Origin of the sequence: Natrinema marinum, assembly GCF_024296685.1 — an archaeon.
GTDB lineage: Archaea > Halobacteriota > Halobacteria > Halobacteriales > Natrialbaceae > Natrinema > Natrinema marinum.
Map to the genome: position 1 here is coordinate 2,600,245 of NZ_CP100763.1, position 16,182 is coordinate 2,616,426.

Here is a 16,182-nt window from a genome sequence, read left to right on the forward strand (position 1 = left end):
CCGTCGGGCCGGCTACGACTCGTCGGGATCGATGCCGTGGCGCTCGTAGAACTCCGCCGGGGTCTCCTCGAGCCGTTCGAACTCGGTGTCGAAGTAGTGTTCGTGGTGGCGTACGACCTGTTCGACGACCCAGCGGCTGAACTCCTCGTCGAAGCGCCACTCGCCTTCCGTCTCGGGGATTTCGAAGCGATCGTCCGTCGAGAACGCCGCGTAGACGTGGAAGAACCCGAGGATGACGTCAGCGAAGTCGCTGGCCTTCTCACAGCCGCTCTCGCGGCGCTCGGCGAGTTCGGCGTGGCCCTCGTCGGTAAGTTCGAAGTACTTCCGATCGGGCTCGTCCGCGCGCTCGATGCGCTCGGCCCACCCCTTCTCCTCGAACTTGTAGAGGATCGGATAGACCGAGCCGTACGACGGCTCCCAGTGGCCGCCGCTGATCTCACGGATCTCCTTCAAGATCTCGTAGCCGTATCGCGGCTTCTCCTCGAGCAACTCGAGGACGAAGTAGGCGATGAGTCCTTTCGGCGGCCCACTTTTCCGCATGTACGTCGTGGATTAAACGGACGGACGTAAAGGGTTTCGGTCAGATCCGGCACGGTCGGCCGACGACGGGGACGGCGCCCCGCCGCGACGGGTCAAATGAGGGGGCGATGGTGGGGAACGACGGGGCGAAACCCGGCCCTTCTTAGCCTCGCCGCCCCAACCGCCGCGCATGGAACGACGGCAGCCGCCACAGACCGAGGAAGGCTGGTACGTCCTGCACGATTTCCGGTCGATCGACTGGGACGCCTGGCGAGACGCCCCCGAGCGTCGGCGCTCGCAGGCGATCGAAGAGGGCATCGACTATCTCGCGTCTTGCGAGGCCGTCGACGACGCCGACGCGGGCGAGTCCGCGACGTTCGCGGTGCTCGGACACAAAGCGGACCTGCTCGTCCTCCACCTGCGGCCGACGCTCGGCGACATCGACACGCTCGAGCGGCGGTTCGAACACACCGCGCTCGCGGAGTTCACCGAGCGGGCAGACTCCTACCTCTCGGTGACCGAGGTCTCGGGCTACATGTCCCAGGACTACTTCGAGGACGGCGAGACCGCCGATACCGGGATTGCACAGTACATCGAGTCCCGACTCAAACCCGAACTGCCCGACAGCGAGTTCCTGAGCTTCTACCCGATGAGCAAGCGGCGGGGTCCCGACCACAACTGGTACGAACTGCCCTTCGACGAGCGCGCGGACTACCTCTCGAACCACGGCGAGATCGGCAAGGACTACGCCGGCCGCGTCACGCAGATCATCTCCGGCAGCGTCGGCCTCGACGACTTCGAGTGGGGGATCACCCTGTTCGGCGACGACCCCACCGACGTGAAGGAACTGCTCTACGAGATGCGCTTCGACCCCTCGAGTTCCCGCTTCGCCGAGTTCGGGCGGTTCCTCTCGGCGCGTCGGTTCCCGCCCGAAGACCTCGGCGCGTTCCTCGCGGGCGAGCGCGTCCCGCAGGACGGCGACGGCAGCGACCATCCCCACGCCCACGGCGGCGAGTCCGCGGGCCATCATCACGGTTCCGGGGACCACCACGGCGACTCGAGTTCGGGCGGCCACCCCCACGACGACGAGGACGACGACGACGAAGACGTCCGCAGCGAACTCGAGGAGATGGGCGTCTACGCGGGCCAACCCCACGGCGAGGACGTCCACGCGGTCGTCCTCTACTCCGCGGCCGACCCCGACGAGCTGTTCGAGGAGGTCGACGGGCTGCGAGGGAACTTCGACCACTACGATACGCACGTGAAGACCGCGGTCTACGAGTCTCGAGCGGAGGATGCCGAGACGGCCATCGTCAGCCTCTGGGACACCGACCGCGCCGCGAACACGGCCGCCGGCTTCCTCGCGGATCTCCCCGAGATCGTCCGGCAAGCGGGAGATAACGATGACGACTCGTGGGGGACGATGGGGATGTTCTACACGGTCAAGCCAGAGCACCGCAGCGACTTCACCGGCACCTTCGAGGACGCCGCCGGCCTGCTGGCGGAGATGGACGGCCACCGCAAGACCGACCTGCTGGTCAACCGCGAGGACGAAAACGACATGTTCATCGCCAGCCGCTGGGACTCCCGCGAGGACGCGATGCAGTTCTTCCGCAGTGACGCCTTCTCGGAGGCCGTCGAGTTCGGCCGCGACGTGCTCGCCGACCGGCCGCGACACGTCTTCCTCGCCTGAGCGCGACGCGGATATTTTGCCCCACTCGAGGACGGGCCCCGATCAGCGCTCACCGGCTCCCGGCGAGTCGTCGTAGAAAAAGTACGCCGCGATGCCGGCTAGTCCGAACGCGAGCGCCACGAACGGCCACTTCCCGGGTTCTCGGTCGTTCGCGAACGCGTGAACGGTCACGACGATCGCGAAACTGACGTGTGCGACGAGCGTCGCGGCGAGAAACGACTGCGGTTCCATTGCTCGAGGGTTCGACGCGGTGAGCAAAGCCGTTACGAAGCCGGTCGTCGGGGACGGGTCTGAATCGCCGTGGTCGTGGCCGGGAGGGCAGCTCACCGCGCCCGCGGTGAGCCGGCCGACTCGGGGGAGGGCAGGTTGTCACCCGATTCCGACCGCGAGCGATCCCAGAGGGTGAGCGAGCGGGCCGACGACCGATGTGAGCGAGAGCGCGGCACTACGTGCCGCGAAAGCGAGCGGCTTCGCCGCGAGCAACGAGCGAACGGAGAGAGGAGTGCTTTTGATCGACCTTTTACCGAGGGACATCGCGAGCGGGGCGCTACGCGCCTCGCTCGCGATAGACCGCAGAGTAAAAGGTCGCTAGTCGAAGTCGTGGTCCGGGTCGTCCTCGACTTTCCGCTTCATCGAGTCGCGGCGGGACTTGGCGTCTCGGCCGGTCGCCTCGAGCAGAAAGTCGTTTTTCGCGTCGACGGCCTCGCCGGCGGCCTCGAGTTCGTCGGGGCCGAGTTCGGTGGGGTCACGTTCGTGGAACTCGACGGCGAGTTTGTCCTTCTTGCCGGAGTACTCGACGGCTCCGACGACGATCTTCTCGAAGACGGGATTGTCGGGCTCCTCGATGAGGTAGAGGTCGCTTCCCTTGAACTCCTGTGTTCCCGTGATGGAACCGAAGTAGTCCTCGACGGTCGCCTCCATGTCGGGGATTCGTTCCTCGAGATATTCACCGCGACGCATCTTGTACTCCTTCATGGCTCGAAGAAGCACGGGGGAGTGTTTACCTCTTTTCATAGCCGATGTTTCGGGTGTCTGATGGGTACACGGGGCCGAAAACCGGCGGCTACAGGGGTGCTGAGGACGACCGGAGCCCCAGCGAGGAGCGACACAGCTGCTGGGAAAAGCGGCGATAGACGACAGCACAGACGGAGAGAATCGAGGACCCGCGTAGGGGACTACTGCCGTTCGCGCTCGCTGAGATAGCCCTTCCGGCAGTCGGGACAGATATCGCCGGCGCGCAGCGAGCCGCCGTCGCCGCCGGCAGCGTAGTCACACCGCGGGCAGTAGAATTCGGTCGGGACGTCGTCGGATTGGCCGCTGCTCTCGGCCGGGGTCGGTGCCGACTGGGCGCGTTCGATGCCGATTCCGGAGTCGGACGCCCCGTTTCCGTCGGCGTCGGCAGCACTGGCGGCAGGGGCCTCCGCGGTCACCGATCGAGCGTCGGTGCCGGCCGCGCCGTCGGTGGCGCTTGCGCCACCGAGACCGTCCGCGGGCGCGTCGTTCTCGAGGAGGACGGCGTCGTCGTCGATCTCGTCCGGATCGATCTCGTCGCCGTCGTCCGCGATGGCGGTGTCAGTGTCGGTGTCGGACTCGTCGTCGGGCCAGGCGGCCGGTTCGGACTCCGCGCCGACCGGCGGTCCGACATCGTCCGAGTCGGGCCACTCGCCGTGGTCACGGTCTCGGTTGGGTTCGGGCCCGTCGTCCTCGAGGATCTCGCCGTCGTCGGTGACGGGGTCGCCGTTTTCGTCGGTCGGGAGTTCGATATCGTCGGCAGCGTCGGCCGTCGAGTCCGCGGACGCGTCCGCCTCGAGGGCGTCGGCAGCGGGGGCTGCGTCGGCGTCGATGAACTCGGCGTCCGTGCCCGATTCGGCGGCGTCGGCGTCTGACTCGGATGGCTGTTCTGTCGGTTCACCAGCAGGCTCGTCGGAGAGCGCGTCGGCGTCCGTCTCGGCGGAGAGGCTCGTGACTTCGGTGTTCTCGCTGATGACGTTGCGCTCGCCACAGCGGGAACACTCCTCGTACTCTTGGACGGTAACGACGACTTCACTGCCCCGTTCTTCGCGCTCGCGTTCGACTTCGGACTCGCCGAAATCGTGCCCGAGCAGCGAACATCGCAGGACCATTGTCCCACCGTACCGAGCCATCCCATAAAAAACGTGCTGCCTGTTTGTCCCAGTTCCGTGACAGTCTTTCGCGACGATCGGTCGGAGCGGGTCGACCGCGAGACCGACCTCGAGTTCGGGTATCGCGTGCCACCGGTCACTCGGAAGGGCGGCAGCCGACACCGTCGGAACGACAAACGTCAAATCCCAGGTTGTCGAATGACTATACGGATGAGAGCAAAGCGGGAGTACCGAAACCGGGAGGGGACCGAGGTGGCGGTGCTCGACGAACTGGTCGACCGCGCCGACGACGGGATGAGCGTTTTCGAGCTCCGCGCGGCCGTCGAAGTCGACATCGACGAACTCGAGGACGCCCTGGCGACGCTCAAAGAGGACGATCTGATCGTCGTCGAATCGGGAGGTGAGACGGTCATCAAGCCCGCCGAGCGCGTCGTGCCCGACGAACCGGCCGACGAGGACGACGAACAGTCGCTGGGAGAGTGGCTGCGCGAGCGGATTCCCTTTTGAATCGAAACGCCTGAGGGCTTCAGGCCCCAGAAGGTACGCATGACCGTCATCGAGTCCATCCACGAGGATCACGGGGCCACGTTCGGTGAGCGCGGCGGCCGGACGATCGTCGACCACTTCGGGCGACCCGAGCGGACCCACCGCGCGGTCCGCAACGGCGTCGGCCTGCTCGAGCCGGCCTACGGCGTGATCGTCGTCGAAGGCGAGGACCGCCTCGAGTACGTCGATAACGTCGTCTCGAATCGGGTCCCCACCGAGGACGGACAGGGCTGTTACGCGCTCGTCCTCGACCCACAGGGCGGGATCGAGGTGGAGCTCTACGTCTACAACGCGGGCGAGCGCCTGCTGCTCTTTACCCAACCCGAAACGGCCGAGCCGCTGGCCGAAGAGTGGTCCGAGAAGGTGTTCATTCAGGACGTCGAGATCCGCGTCGCGACCGACGACTACGCCGTCTTCGGCATCCACGGCCCGCAAGCGACCGAAAAGATCGCGAGCGTCCTCAACGGGGCAGCCTCACCCGACGAGCGCTACTCGTTCGTCCGCGGCACGATGGGTGACGAGGGCGTCACCGTCATCCGCACCGACGCCCTCACTGGCGAGGAGAGCTACGAGGTCGTCTGCGCGGCCGACGACGCCGAAGCCGTCTACGACACGCTGCTCAATCAGGGGCTCAACGCCGCTCCGTTCGGCTATCGAACGTTCGAGAGCCTCGCACTCGAGGCCGGCTCGCCGCTCTTTCAGACCGAACTCGAGGGGACGCTGCCGAACGTGCTGGGCCTGCGAAACGCGCTCGACTTCGAGAAGGGCTGTTACGTCGGTCAGGAGGTCGTCTCCCGGGTCGAGAACCGCGGCCAGCCGAGCCGACAGCTCGTCGGGCTGGCGCTCGAGGGCGAGAACGTTCCCGATTCGGGCGCGGCCGTCTTCGACGGCGACGCGTCGGTCGGCGAGGTGACCCGCGCCGGCGAGAGCCCGATCCGCGAGGAGGTCATCGCGCTCGCGCTCGTCGACTACGGCCTCGCAAGCGACGACCTGACGGTTCGAATCGGCGGCGAGGAGGTCCCCGCGGCCGTGACGGACCTCCCGTTCGTCGCGGGCTCGGATCGGTCGGATCGGCTTCCCGACTACGAGTAGGCGGCTCGTGGGGCTGAATCGGCCCGCTTTCGGAGCCATCGTTATGTATCGCGGACGCGAGGGTAGATCCATGTCAGGAGACGTCCGTCAGGTCGACCTCCTCGAGCGGGAGCCGGACGACCGGATTCGGGTACTCGACCCGGACGGGACCGTCGTCGCTCCCGACCTCGAGCCGGATCTTGCGGCGGAGACCCTGCGGTCGATGTACCGGGATATGCGGTTTTCCCGGCGGTTCGACGAGCGGATGATCAGCCTCCAGCGGCAGGGTCGGCTGGGGACCTACGCCTCGCTGGCCGGACAGGAAGGGTCCCAGATCGGCTCGACGTACGCGCTGGCCGACGACGACATGCTCTCCTTTCAGTACCGCGAACACGGCGCGGTCGCCGCGCGGGGGATGCCGTGGGAGTACCTGCTGTACTGGATGGGCCACGAGGACGGCAACGCCGCGCTGGCTGAGGTCGAGGTCTTCCCGCTGAACATCTCGATCGGCGGCCACCTCCCCCACGCGGTCGGCTGGGCGTGGGCGGCGAAACTCAAGGGCGACGAGCGCGCGAGCGTCGTCCACTTCGGCGACGGCGCGACCTCCGAGGGGGACTTCCACGAGGCGATGAACGTTGCGGGCGTCTTCGAGACGCCGACGATCTTCTTTTGCAACAACAACCAGTGGGCGATTTCGATCCCGCGCGAGCGCCAGACCGCGAGCGCCACCATCGCTGAGAAGGCCCACGCCTACGGCTTCGAGGGCGTGCAGGTCGACGGCATGGACCCGCTCGCGACCTACGTCGTCACGCGAGCGGCGCGCGAGCAGGCCGTCGCGGGAGACGGCAACCGAGCCCGGCCGACGCTGATCGAGGCGATCCAGTACCGCTACGGCGCGCACACGACCGCGGACGATCCCTCGGCCTACCGGGACGACGCGGAGGTCGAGCGCTGGCGCGAGCGTGACCCGATCGACCGGTTCGAGACCTACCTGCGGAACGAGGGCGTCCTCGACGACGACCGGATCGAGACGGTCGAAGCCGAGATCGAAGAGACGATCGCGACCCTGGTCGAGCGCGCCGAAGCCGTCGAAGGCGACCCCGCCGAGATGTTCGAATACACCTACGCGGAGCCGACACCGCGCCTCGAGGAACAACGCGCGGACCTCGAGCGGCTTCGCGAGACCCACGGCGACGATGCGTTACTCGAGGACGAGTAAGTCCCACCGAGAGCGAGATAAAGACGCCACTGGGACAGGCGAGGGGCTATCGGGACGACGTGCAGAGAGGGGACCGATATGCAACTCGAGCAGCCGAGCCGGGCGTCGACCTGGAACGGCACGGTGCCGAACGCGGTCGATACGCGAGTCCTCGGACTGGTCGTCGTAACGGCCGCGCTCGCGGCGTCGATAAACCTCCCGTACGGCGGATTGCCGACGGCGGCTGTCGCGTTCGCGTTGCTCTCCGCGGGCGGCGTCTCGCTTCACCTACTCGGCGAGCGGAAACTGCGTCGGATCACCGACGGGCTCGTCGAGCGATGGGTCGCGGCCGGCGGACGGGTCGACGATGTCACCCGTTCCTCGAGCGGAACGCGGACCGAATGGCGGGTTCACACCCCCGACGGCGAGGTCGTCATCGGCGGGGTCGCGCTGCTCCCGATCGCCCGACTCTCGGTCGAGTGGCGCGGTATCGGCGACACGATGGCCGCTAGCGAGGCCGAGTCGGATCTCGATCGGCTCGCGGCGGGCCTCTATCGCGAAATCTTCGAGTTCGGCGCGAATCGGTAGCTCGAGTTCGCCCGTCTTCACTCAAACAGTTCCCCGTGACGCGTCGCCAGATCCGTGTACTCACCGGAGGAGTACTCCTCGAAGATTTCCCCGGCGTCGATCCCCGTCTCGGAGAGCGGGGAGACCTCGGCGGGGACGCCGCGAACGAACGATTCGGGCGGAATCTCGTAGCCGTCGGGGACGACGGTCCCCGCGGCGACGATGCTGCCGCTTCCGATCGTCACGTCGGTGTTGATCGTCGCGTTGAACCCGATCAGCGACTGCGCCTCGACGGTCGCCTCGTTGAGGACGGCCCCGTGACCGACCATCACCGACTCGGCGAGTCGCGCGGCGTGCAGCGTCGCGTTGTCCCCGACGTGGGTCTCCCGCCCGATTCGGACGGCGCCGATATCGCCCCGGCAGACGACGCCGGGCCAGACGCTCGCGTCCGCCTCGATGGTGACGTCGCCGACGAGGGTCGCCTCGCGGCTCACCCGGGCCGCGTCGTCGATCGTCGGTCGCTGCCCCTCGAACTCGTAGGCCCTCCTGTCGACCATGCGTGAACGTACTACGGTCGCGGTCATAATACCGGATCCCGACGATCGTGACCGTCACCGCTAGCTGACGATCGCGAAATTCGATTCGAAGCAGACGGCTCTCGGGGAGCCGTTCGATCGACAGCAGCGGGGGACCGGCGTTCACGATTCGATCTTCTCGACGATCTCCTCTGCTTCCTTCTTCGCTTTGTCCTCGCCGACGTGTTTGTCGATCAGGACGCTCGTGACCTCCCAATCGTCTTCACCCTCGAGCTTGCCGGTCCTGACCTCGCTCCCCTCCGAAATCGATTCGGCGGGCTGCTCCACCCAGTCGGGGGTCCGGATCTCCTCGTACTCGTCCGGATCGCGGAACCGAACGTGGACGTAGTCGTCGTCCGCCTCGACCGCGTTGACGTCCGGGGTACCGGTCATACGCGAGCGTCCGCCGTCGGCGCGTCTCAATCCGGTCTTGAACGTGCACCGTCCGGCGAAGTCAGCTAGCGGTCGGCGGCACGCTCGAGTCTCCGCCGCCAGCAACCTTCGGCACCGGCACTATCCGGCTCGCGCCCGTAGCACAGCCATGCTCGTCCTCGGCGACGCCCATGCTTCCGAGCCGGACCGACAGCAAACGTTGCTCGAGCTCTATCGCACCCTCGAGCCCGACAGCGTCCTTCAGGTCGGCGACTTAGAGCGGTACGACCTTCCAGCGCCGACGTGGTTCGTCGCGGGCAACAACGAGGACTTCGACGTGATCGACGCGCTCCGGGCGGGCGAGAAGCCGCCGGAGACGGGAAACGTCCACCTGCTGGCGAGTACGGCGGCGACGGTCGACGGGCTCTGCGTCGCCGGCCTCTCGGGCAATTTCGCGCCGACGAAGTACGACCTCCCGCGGGACGAACTCGAGGGCGACCGTCGCCGCCACTTCACGCACGAAGACGTAGAGCGGGCCGCCGCGCTCGAGGATATCGACATCTTCCTCACCCACGAGGCCCCGACCGACCTGCTGTCCTACGGCTACGACCCCGGCTGCAAGCACGTCGACGACCTGCTCGCGGCGCTCGAGCCCGAACTCTGTCTGGTCGGTCACCACCACCGCCACCGCGAGAGCGTGGTCGGAGACACCAGGGTCGTGAGCCTCGCCCCCGCGTGGGAGCGGTACTACACGCTCGACCCCGAGACGCTGGCGCTCGAGGGCCACGACCACGAACTGTCCGCAGGCGAGGAGTGACGAACGCGGCAACTGTCGAATCGAACTACGAAAAACGAAACGGAACTTCGAAGCCGAGCTACAGCACTGCGCGATTCAGAACGTCTCGAGGTAGCGGTCGAGCTCCCACTGGGAGACGTCGACGAGGTAGTCTTCGAACTCCTGTTCTTTGGCCTCGACGAACTTGGGGGCGACGTGGTCGCCGAGCGTATCGTAGACGACCTCGTCCTCCTCGAGGGCTTCGACGGCCTCGCCGAGGTTGGTCGGGAGCGTGTCGATGCCGTACTCTTCGCGTTTCTCCTCGTCGAACTCGTAGATGTTCTCGCGGACCGGGTCCGGGCACTCGAGGTCGTTCTCGATGCCGTCGAGACCCGCGTTGATGAGCGCGGCGAGCGCGAGATACGGGTTGCAGGACGGGTCGGGGAAGCGCGCTTCGATGCGCGAGGCGGCCGGCGTTCGGGCAGCCGGTTTGCGGATCAGCGCCGAGCGGTTGCGGTCCGACCACGCCACGTAGACGGGCGCCTCGTAGCCGGGCACGAGGCGCTTGTAGCTGTTGACCGTCGGGTTCGAGACCGCCGTGATCGCCGGCGCGTGCTCGAGGATACCGGCGATAAAGGAGTGGGCCTCCTCGCTCAGGTTGAATTCGTCGTCGTCGTCGTGGAAGGCGTTCTCGCCGTTCTCGAACAGCGAGATGTGGGTGTGCATTCCCGAGCCGTTGATTCGCGGGATCGGCTTGGGCATGAACGTCGCGTGCAGATCGTGCTGGGCGGCGATCGCGCGAACGACAGTGCGGAAGGTGCCGACGTTGTCGGCCGTCGTCAGGGCGTCGTCGTAGGTGAAGTTGATCTCGTGTTGACCCTCGGCGACTTCGTGGTGGCTCGCCTCGACATCGAAGCCCATGTCCTCGAGGCCGTAGATGATGTCGCGGCGCACGTCGCTGGCGAGGTCTTTCGGCGCGAGGTCGAAGTAACCGCCGGCGTCGTTGGTCTTGGTCGTCGCACGGCCGTCCTCGTCCTCCTCGAAGAGGAAGAACTCCGGCTCGGGCGCGGCGTTGACCATATAGCCCATCTCGTCGGCGCGGTCGAGGGCGTTCTTGAGGACGCGACGCGGGTCGCCCTCGAACGGTTCGCCCGTCGAGGTGTCGTAGACGTCACAGATCATTCGGGCGGCCGCGCTCTCCTCTTTCTGGCGCCACGGGAGGATCGCGAACGTCTCGGGGTCGGGTTTGAGACGCATGTCCGACTCCTGAATGCGAACGAAGCCTTCGATGGAAGATCCATCAAAATAGATACCCTCGGTAAACGCCTTCTCGGCCTGACGGGCCGGCACGGAGACGTTCTTGACCGTCCCCAGAATGTCCGTAAACTGCAGTCGCAGGAAGTCCACGTCCTGTTCTTCGATCTCGTCGAGCACCGCCTGTTCGGTCTCAGAGAGGTTTCCGCTTGTCATCTTTCTCGTCGTATCCTCGTAACCAGTATACTAAAACACTACTGTTCCGTGCAAATCTTCGCTCACTATCGGGAAACTGCATATTCGTAAAGTTCTAAAGGCCCCAATGAGTGGGTAGATGTGATGACGTACGAAAATCTTGATGCAAAACTAGTGAATGCACTTCTCGGCGACGGCCGGGCGAGCCTCCGTAGCCTCGCCGAGGAGCTCGACGTTTCCGTCACTACCGTCTCGAATCACCTCTCCGATCTCGAGGACGAGGGCGTGATCGAAGGCTACACGCCGAAGGTCGACTACGACGCCGTCGGCTACGACGTGACCGCGGTCATCCAGCTGCAAGTCGAAGGGAACGCCCTGCCCGATATCACCGACACGCTGCGCGACCACCGCCAGATGACCAGTGTCTACGAGGTGACCGGCGACTACGACGTGATCGCTATCGGCAAGTTCAGAAACACCGACGGCATGAACGACCAGATCAAACAGCTTCTGACCGACCCGGATATCAAGGCTTCGAACACCAGCGTCGTCCTGAACGCCGTGAGCGAGAACGAACAGTTCGAGCTTGAGGTCGAGCAGAGCGCCTGAACGGCCGGTCCTTTTCGACGGCTCCGCGATCGAGAGTGGTGACGCTGGTGTCTCTCGAGAGAGCCGCTAGTCCACCGTCCGACGACTGCAGCCACGCTGTGCGAAGCGGGCCGAGCCGTCACTCCTCGGCTTTGATGTTGTGCACCGGAACGAGAGTGTCCTCGATCGTCGCGGTTTCGCCGATCCGCTCTCTGATCACGTCGCGGTCCTTGTAGGCCATCGGCGCCTCGTCGATCGTTTCCTCGGTGACGCTCGTCGAGAAGACGTCCGCCATCTCGGCGCTGAACTCCGCCAGAGTGAACTCCTCGAACGCCCAGGTGCGCGAGCCGCGCCGCCCGGCACCGTGCGGTGCGGACCGGTTCCACCGGTCGTTTCCGGTGCCACGGACGACGATCGAGCCGTCGCGCATATTGAACGGAATAACGCCGCGTTCGCCGTCGTGAACGCGTGTCGCACCCTTGCGGATGACTAGATCCTCGAAGTCGATGTAGTTATGCGTCGAGACGATCGTCTCCTCGATATCGGCGTCGAGCACGTCCGCGACGGCTCGAGTCATCAGCCGACGGCTCTCGGCGGCGTAGGTCTGCGCGAAGATCATATCTCGAAGGTAGCCGTGGCGAGCGCTCCCCTCGAGGTAGTCCAACTCGTCGCCGCCGCCGTTCTCGCTGGCGTAGCGGGCGATCTCGTTCAGCCGGGTTTTCGTCTCGTCGATCCGGTCCGGTTCGGTCTCACGGTAGTCCGCGACGACCGCGTCCATCACCTTCCAGTCCTCGCCCATCCCGCCCTGGACCCAGTCGAGAAGCTCGCGGTCGCTGACCGACTCGAGGTCGAACGTGTAGTAGCGGTCGTCGATCGGGGCGAGGCGGTCGCGGATCTCGTCGGCGCGGTCGTCACAGTGCTCGGTCGCCCGTTCCTGCCAGTACCGTGCGATCGAGAGGCCGATCCCCCGCGAGCCGGAGTGGACGATGACCCAGTAGGCGCCGGTCCGTTCGGAGCGGGCGATCTCGACGAAGTGGTTCCCGCCGCCGAGGGTCCCGAGCGAGTCGATGGCCCGCTTCGGCGAGTACTCGAGTCGGTCGCAGAGAGCCAGGAAGTACTCCTTGCCGTACGGTGGCGAGGCGATCGGCTCACCGTTCCAGTGTTCGTTTAGCGACTCGCGTTTCGCCTCGCAGCGGTCCCACGGGAAGTCATCGACCAGATGGTACGTCTGGGGCGGGTGGTCGGCATCGCCGAACGTCGATCGCCCCATCGGAATCGCCTGTCGAACGTCCTCGTCGAGGTCGTGCATCCGCGCTTCGTCTCCGCGGCTGTCGGTCAGCCACCGACCGGTGTCGTCGTCGAGCCGGATCGCAGTCATGCCACAGCCGATGTCGACGCCGACCGTGTTCGGACAGATGCGGTCGCCGAGTGCCATCGTGAAGCCGACCACGCTCCCCGCGCCGGGGTGGCCGTCGGGCATGATCCGAACCGGATTCCGGAACGCCTCGTGGTCGACCACCTCCTGAACCTGTTCGACGAAACTCTCGTCGAACGCCGTTCTCGGTCCCAGTACGACTGCTGTCGTCTGCTCGCCATCGATTTCGAATGTCATGGGTGATGTCTGTTGCAGTGTTCATTCGTGTATCTTTACTGATTCCTACGAGACGGCTGTGACATCTTCGACGCACGGGGCGTCGAGGAGCCGCTCGCGCAGGTTCGCCTCGGCCGTCTCGTCGCTCGTCTCGAGCGTGACGGCGACGGTGACGGTCGTCGCCGAGAGGGCGGGTTCAAGCCCGCGCAGTTCGTCGACAGTTGCAGCAACGACGCCGTCGATCCGCGCGAGACGGCGCTCCGCCTCGGTCTCGAGGTCGCCCGTCGCTCTGTTCGGAATGCGGGTCGTGACGAGACGGGTCGTCCGCTGTCGGGTATCGGTAGTACTGGTGAGGGGCATCGTATCACATTGGTAGCTGGATGCTCCAGCCCGGATTCGAACCGGGGGATCGGCCTCGAAAGGGCCGCGAGTTTGGCCGCTACTCCACTGGAGCAATGGATCCGTCGCGACGACGGCGGGAGGGTGCATCGAACACCCGTTCCCGCACTGCTGGCCGCCGCGTCCTCGACTCGAGAGGTGGTTGTCCGTCTGTGCGTCTGCGTGGGGCGAGCTTCGGCCGCGTTGGCGGCCGGGACTGCTACATCGGCTCGTGCAGGTTCCAGCCCCTTCCGGGGCCGACACCGCCCGGTGCGCTCGGCTCGAGCGCGCCAGTCGAGTGTGCCTGCCTCGATGAGCATCCCCGCGTTCGGTATCCGGGTTCGACGACCGATGCCGGGAGCGCCCGGCGTCGGCACGCAGCCGTTGCTGGTCGTGGACATGGAACGGGTCGTGGCTACTCGAGCCACGATCCGCAGCGCTATCCGACGCAAACGATGGTCGAAGCGCCGCAGGTCACACCAGCGTCGATCCCAACGTCGGGATCGAACCGTTGCTATGGGAGTGAACGCGGCGAGCCCGTGTTCCCCGACCCCGGGCGGGTAGTCCGCACGTGGGGTCGAGTTATACGGGCGAAGAAAGCCGGCCTTCGCCGGACGTGGCCCCCTCGAGATAATCGATGGGACCGATCGTCCAGTGACCGACGGCCGGTTCCACACGTTGATCGCCCACTGGCCCGGTGGCCAGCCCACCCGCGACTAGCGACGAGCGAACGGGTCGTCGGGTGGTGTGTGCGATCGTCATGTGGAGTCACCGAAGATGATCGTGGTGTGAACGCTTCAGTTACTCATCACGGCGCGATTGTATTAATTCTACCCAGGGTATGGGACACATAGCCACGGCCACACAGCAGCGCTAGCGTCTCTGACCGGTCTCAAAATAGCTGAAACGATGCCGGTCGGTCACTACGCGGCGACTGTCGGCGAGCGAGCGGTTCGAAGAACCCGAGCGACGACGTTCCCCGCTCGCTTTCAGCGGTTCTCACTCACTGCGTTCGTTCCGAACCGCTCCTACATCATGCCGCCCATACCGCCGCCCATGCCGCCCATGCCGCCGGCACCGCCGGGCGCGCCTTCCTCGTCGTCGCCCTTGTCGGTCGACAGGTCGCCGGCGGAGATGATGTCGTCGATTTTGAGCACGAGGTTCGCGGCCTCGGCGGCGGAGGTGACGGCCTGTTCCTTCGCGTGGGCCGGTTCGACGACGCCAGCCTCGAAGGTGTCCTCGACATCGCCCGTGAAGACGTTCAGACCGGCCGTGACGTCGCCGTCGTCGTGGGCCGCACGCAGGTCGACCAGCGTGTCGATCGAATCGAGGCCGGCGTTCTCGGCGAGCACGCGCGGGACGAGCTCGAGCGAGTCGGCGAAGGCCTCGACGGCCAGCTGCTCGCGACCGGAGACGGAGTCGGCGTAGTCGCGCAGGCGCGAGGCGAGTTCGACCTCGATCGCGCCGCCGCCGGCCAGCACGCGGCCGTCGGAGACGGTCTGGGCGACGACGTCCAGCGCGTCGTTGACGCCGCGCTCGAGTTCGTCGACGACGTGGTCGGTCGAGCCGCGCAGCAGGAGGGTGACGCCGTGGGCGTCCTCGCCCTCGACGTAGAACAGTTCGTCTTCCTCGTCGCGGGTGATGTCACCGAAACCGAGGTCCTCGGCGGTCGCGCTCTCGAGATCGGAGACGATCGACGCGCCGACGACCTCCTGGAGGAACTCGAGGTCGGACTTCTTGGCACGGCGGACCGCGAGGATGCCCTCTTTGGCGAGGTAGTGCTGGGCGAGGTCGTCGATGCCCTTCTGGCAGAAGACGACGTCGGCGCCGAGGTCGACGATGTGGTCGACCTTCTCGCGGAGCTGTTTCTCCTCGCGGTCGAGGAATTTCTGGAGCTGGTCGGGGTCAGTGACCGAAACCTCGGTGTCGACATCGGTCTCCTCGACCTCGATGGCCTCGTCGAGCAGCAGGATGTCGGCGTCCGTCGCCTCGGTGGGCATGTTGTCGTGGACGGGGTCCTTGTCGACGATGCCGCCCTCGAGGAGGTCGGATTCGCCGGCGCTGCGGCCGGTCTGGGTCTCGATGTTGAGGAACTCGAGGTCGACGACGTTGTCGCCGTTCTCGTCCTCGACGGTGACCTGGCGGATGGCCTCGACGATGAGCTCGGCGAGATACTCCTTGTTGACCTCGGTGCCCTTGCCGGTCATCGAGGTCTCGGCGGTCTTTCGGAGGAGTTCCTCATCGTCGGTGTCGATGTCGGTCGCGATGTCGTCGATCTCCTCACGGGCCTGCTCGCTGGCGAGGTGGAAGCCCTTGATGATCGCCGTCGGGTGGATGTCCTGCTCCAGAAGGTCCTCGGCGTTCTTGAGGAGTTCACCGGCGATCGCGACGGCTGTCGTAGTGCCGTCGCCGGCCTCGTCTTCCTGCGTTTCGGCGACCTCGATGATCATCTCGGCCGTAGGGTTGTCGATATCCATCTCCTTGAGGATGGTGACGCCGTCGTTGGTGATCGTCACCGATCCCATCGAGTCGACGAGCATCTTGTCCATCCCCTTCGGACCGAGCGTCGAGCGAACGGCTTCAGCGACCGCACGGGCGGCGCTGATGTTGTAATCCTGCGCGTCCTTGTCCTTGACGCGCTGGGAGTCCTCGCTCATTACGATCATCGGCTGACCCTGCTGCATTCGCTGACTCATAGTCGAGCGGATGATTGATTGTGATTCTATATAAATCTTGC

The 16,182-nt window shown here is 65.8% G+C and carries 17 protein-coding genes and 1 tRNA gene; 7 read left to right on the forward strand and 11 right to left on the reverse strand.

The features are described from left to right. Window positions 1–12 precede the first annotated feature (12 nt). Entirely contained in the window at window positions 13–540 is a 528-nt protein-coding gene (locus NKH51_RS12930; protein WP_254762102.1) for a PadR family transcriptional regulator, read from the reverse strand. Window positions 541–709: 169 nt separating this feature from the next. On the opposite strand from NKH51_RS12930, the gene NKH51_RS12935 reads away from it, so the two are divergent. Further along, window positions 710–2,212: a heme-binding protein gene (locus NKH51_RS12935; protein WP_254762103.1), complete on the forward strand. Its 1,503-nt coding sequence runs from the start codon at window positions 710–712 to the stop codon at window positions 2,210–2,212. Window positions 2,213–2,254: 42 nt separating this feature from the next. On the opposite strand, the gene NKH51_RS12940 is transcribed toward NKH51_RS12935, so the two are convergent. The 3 genes from NKH51_RS12940 to NKH51_RS12950 all read right to left on the reverse strand — a co-directional run bounded on the left by NKH51_RS12940 (window position 2,255) and on the right by NKH51_RS12950 (window position 4,335). Further along, on the reverse strand, window positions 2,255–2,443 hold the full coding sequence (locus tag NKH51_RS12940; RefSeq protein ID WP_254762104.1) for a hypothetical protein: 189 nt from the start codon (window positions 2,441–2,443) through the stop codon (window positions 2,255–2,257). 357 nt (window positions 2,444–2,800) lie between these two features. Then, on the reverse strand, window positions 2,801–3,187 hold the full coding sequence (locus NKH51_RS12945; RefSeq protein ID WP_254762105.1) for a DUF5611 family protein: 387 nt from the start codon (window positions 3,185–3,187) through the stop codon (window positions 2,801–2,803). A 200-nt stretch (window positions 3,188–3,387) separates the two neighbouring features. Then, window positions 3,388–4,335, reverse strand: coding sequence for a DUF7093 family protein (locus tag NKH51_RS12950; RefSeq protein WP_254762106.1), 948 nt, complete (start codon window positions 4,333–4,335; stop codon window positions 3,388–3,390). A 210-nt stretch (window positions 4,336–4,545) separates the two neighbouring features. On the opposite strand from NKH51_RS12950, the gene NKH51_RS12955 reads away from it, so the two are divergent. The 4 genes from NKH51_RS12955 to NKH51_RS12970 all read left to right on the forward strand — a co-directional run bounded on the left by NKH51_RS12955 (window position 4,546) and on the right by NKH51_RS12970 (window position 7,738). After that, window positions 4,546–4,842 carry a DUF6432 family protein gene (locus tag NKH51_RS12955; protein ID WP_254762107.1) on the forward strand — a complete coding sequence of 99 codons (297 nt, stop codon included), beginning with the start codon at window positions 4,546–4,548 and terminating at the stop codon, window positions 4,840–4,842. A 39-nt stretch (window positions 4,843–4,881) separates the two neighbouring features. Further along, complete coding sequence (gene ygfZ, locus NKH51_RS12960; protein ID WP_254762108.1) at window positions 4,882–5,973, forward strand: CAF17-like 4Fe-4S cluster assembly/insertion protein YgfZ; 1,092 nt, start codon at window positions 4,882–4,884, stop codon at window positions 5,971–5,973. Between the two features lie 70 nt (window positions 5,974–6,043). Then, the gene (gene pdhA, locus NKH51_RS12965) at window positions 6,044–7,171 is read left to right on the forward strand and encodes a pyruvate dehydrogenase (acetyl-transferring) E1 component subunit alpha (protein ID WP_254762109.1); all 1,128 of its coding nucleotides are present in this window, start codon (window positions 6,044–6,046) and stop codon (window positions 7,169–7,171) included. 78 nt (window positions 7,172–7,249) lie between these two features. After that, window positions 7,250–7,738 carry a hypothetical protein gene (locus NKH51_RS12970; RefSeq protein WP_254762110.1) on the forward strand — a complete coding sequence of 163 codons (489 nt, stop codon included), beginning with the start codon at window positions 7,250–7,252 and terminating at the stop codon, window positions 7,736–7,738. Window positions 7,739–7,755: 17 nt separating this feature from the next. Here the strand turns inward: NKH51_RS12970 and NKH51_RS12975 are convergent, their stop codons facing one another. Both NKH51_RS12975 and NKH51_RS12980 read right to left on the reverse strand, forming a co-directional pair. Beyond that, a complete protein-coding gene (locus tag NKH51_RS12975; protein ID WP_254762111.1) occupies window positions 7,756–8,274 on the reverse strand; it encodes a gamma carbonic anhydrase family protein in 519 nt (172 codons plus the stop codon). A gap of 141 nt (window positions 8,275–8,415) precedes the next feature. Next, entirely contained in the window at window positions 8,416–8,685 is a 270-nt protein-coding gene (locus NKH51_RS12980) for a hypothetical protein (protein ID WP_254762112.1), read from the reverse strand. Window positions 8,686–8,833: 148 nt separating this feature from the next. On the opposite strand from NKH51_RS12980, the gene NKH51_RS12985 reads away from it, so the two are divergent. After that, window positions 8,834–9,481, forward strand: coding sequence for a metallophosphoesterase family protein (locus NKH51_RS12985; RefSeq protein ID WP_254762113.1), 648 nt, complete (start codon window positions 8,834–8,836; stop codon window positions 9,479–9,481). A gap of 75 nt (window positions 9,482–9,556) precedes the next feature. On the opposite strand, the gene glnA is transcribed toward NKH51_RS12985, so the two are convergent. Further along, a complete protein-coding gene (glnA, locus tag NKH51_RS12990; protein WP_254762114.1) occupies window positions 9,557–10,909 on the reverse strand; it encodes a type I glutamate--ammonia ligase in 1,353 nt (450 codons plus the stop codon). Window positions 10,910–11,032: 123 nt separating this feature from the next. Between glnA and lrp the strand changes: the two genes are divergently transcribed. After that, window positions 11,033–11,497, forward strand: a complete 465-nt coding sequence (lrp, locus tag NKH51_RS12995; RefSeq protein WP_254762115.1) for an HTH-type transcriptional regulator Lrp — start codon at window positions 11,033–11,035, stop codon at window positions 11,495–11,497. Between the two features lie 118 nt (window positions 11,498–11,615). Here the strand turns inward: lrp and NKH51_RS13000 are convergent, their stop codons facing one another. The 4 genes from NKH51_RS13000 to thsB all read right to left on the reverse strand — a co-directional run bounded on the left by NKH51_RS13000 (window position 11,616) and on the right by thsB (window position 16,141). Further along, window positions 11,616–13,088 carry an RtcB family protein gene (locus tag NKH51_RS13000; RefSeq protein WP_254762116.1) on the reverse strand — a complete coding sequence of 491 codons (1,473 nt, stop codon included), beginning with the start codon at window positions 13,086–13,088 and terminating at the stop codon, window positions 11,616–11,618. 45 nt (window positions 13,089–13,133) lie between these two features. After that, on the reverse strand, window positions 13,134–13,427 hold the full coding sequence (locus tag NKH51_RS13005; protein ID WP_254762117.1) for a hypothetical protein: 294 nt from the start codon (window positions 13,425–13,427) through the stop codon (window positions 13,134–13,136). Between the two features lie 21 nt (window positions 13,428–13,448). Then, window positions 13,449–13,521, reverse strand: a tRNA-Glu gene (locus NKH51_RS13010). 952 nt (window positions 13,522–14,473) lie between these two features. Further along, window positions 14,474–16,141 (reverse strand): thermosome subunit beta, encoded by a 1,668-nt coding sequence (gene thsB, locus NKH51_RS13015; protein ID WP_254762118.1) that lies wholly within the window; start codon window positions 16,139–16,141, stop codon window positions 14,474–14,476. Between the last annotated feature and the right edge of the window lie 41 nt (window positions 16,142–16,182).